The organism is Saccharopolyspora sp. NPDC000995 (assembly GCF_053599315.1).
The window spans coordinates 1-1,673 of the sequence record NZ_JBSFLZ010000314.1 but is presented as its reverse complement, the minus strand read 5'-3'; the positions used below and the strand labels follow the sequence as shown (position 1 = coordinate 1,673).

Genomic DNA, 1,673 nt, shown 5'->3' with positions numbered 1-1,673 from the left:
GGTAGGCCAGCTCCTTGCCCGCCCGCACGCCTATCGGGAAGTGCCCGGCGCCGCGTTGATCGTCGGGGGTGCGAGATCGGGCACCTTCATCGGTCCAGTGCCGACTTCTCGCGTGCGCCGGGCCACAGATCCACCGCCGAGTGGGGCGGGCCACGCTGACCGCGAGGACCTTTCAGCGGGACACTTCCGACATGGCTGAATACCGGATCGAACACGACACGATGGGTGAGGTGCGGGTGCCCGTCGAGGCCCTGTACCGGGCGCAGACCCAGCGAGCCGTGGAGAACTTCCCGATCTCCGGCCGGCGCTTGGAGCGCGCGCAGATCCGTGCGCTAGGTCTGCTGAAGGCCGCAGCGGCTCGGGTCAACGGTCGGCTCGGGGTCCTGGACGCCGACGTGGCCGAGGCGATCGCCGCGGCGGCCGAGGAGGTCGCCGAGGGCGCCCACGACTCGCACTTCCCGATCGACGTGTTCCAGACCGGCTCCGGCACGTCCTCGAACATGAACGCCAACGAGGTCATCGCGACCCTGGCGTCCCGGCGGCTCGGCCGCGACGTGCACCCCAACGACCACGTCAACGCCTCGCAGTCGTCCAACGACACCTTCCCGACGACCATCCACGTCGCGGCCACCGAGGCCGTGCTCACCGACGTCATCCCGGCGCTGGAGCACCTCGCCACGACCATCGAGAGCCGCGCCGCGCAGTGGACCGAGGTGGTCAAGTCCGGCCGCACGCACCTGATGGACGCGGTGCCGATCACGCTGGCCCAGGAGGCCGGCGCGTGGGCCTCGCAGGTGCGCTACGGGGTCGAGCGGCTGCGGGGTGGTCTGCCCCGGCTCGGCGAACTGCCGATCGGCGGCACCGCTGTCGGGTCGGGCCTCAATGCGCCCGCCGACTTCGGCGCGGCGGTCGCCGCGGAGCTGGCGGAGGTCACCGCCCTGCCGCTGACCGAGGCCCGCGACCACTTCGAGGCGCAGGCCGCGCAGGACTCGGTGGTGGAGATCTCCGGCGACCTGCGCACCGTCGCGGTGAGTCTGACCAAGATCGCCAACGACCTGCGCTGGCTGGGCTCCGGCCCGCGCACCGGGCTGGCCGAGCTGGCGCTGCCGGACCTGCAGCCGGGCTCGTCGATCATGCCGGGCAAGGTCAACCCGGTCATCCCGGAGGCCACCCTGCAGGTGGTGGCGCAGGTTATCGGCAACGACGCGGCGGTGGCGTTCGCCGGTTCGCAGGGCAACTTCCAGCTCAACGTGATGCTGCCGGTGATCGCGCGCAACGTGCTGGAATCCGCGCGGCTGCTGGCCGCGGTGTCGCGACTTTTGGCCGACAAGGTGTTCGCCGGCGTGCAGGTCAACGTCGAGCAGGCCCGCGCCTACGCCGAAGGTTCGCCGTCGATCGTCACGCCGCTCAACCGCTACATCGGCTACGAGGAGGCGGCCTCCGTCGCCAAGCAGGCCCTCAAGGAGCGCAGGACGATCCGCGAGGTGGTCCTGGAACGCGGCCACGTCGACTCGGGCAAGCTCACCCTCGAGCAACTGGACGAGGCGCTCGACGTGCTCCGCATGGCCAAGGGCGGCTGACGGCTCCATTGCGGGTCGGGGCTCGACCGCATCACCAACCACGTGCTCGGTGATGCCTGCACCCCGGGCAACGCCAAGGAATGCACGTTCGAC

At 71.0% G+C, this 1,673-nt stretch carries 1 protein-coding gene; it reads left to right on the top strand.

Translation table 11 applies throughout. The features are described from left to right. Nucleotides 1-191: 191 nt before the first annotated feature. The gene (locus ACWDKQ_RS36055; RefSeq protein WP_450143221.1) at nucleotides 192-1,580 is read left to right on the top strand and encodes a class II fumarate hydratase; all 1,389 of its coding nucleotides are present in this window, start codon (nucleotides 192-194) and stop codon (nucleotides 1,578-1,580) included. The last annotated feature ends 93 nt before the right edge of the window (nucleotides 1,581-1,673 follow it).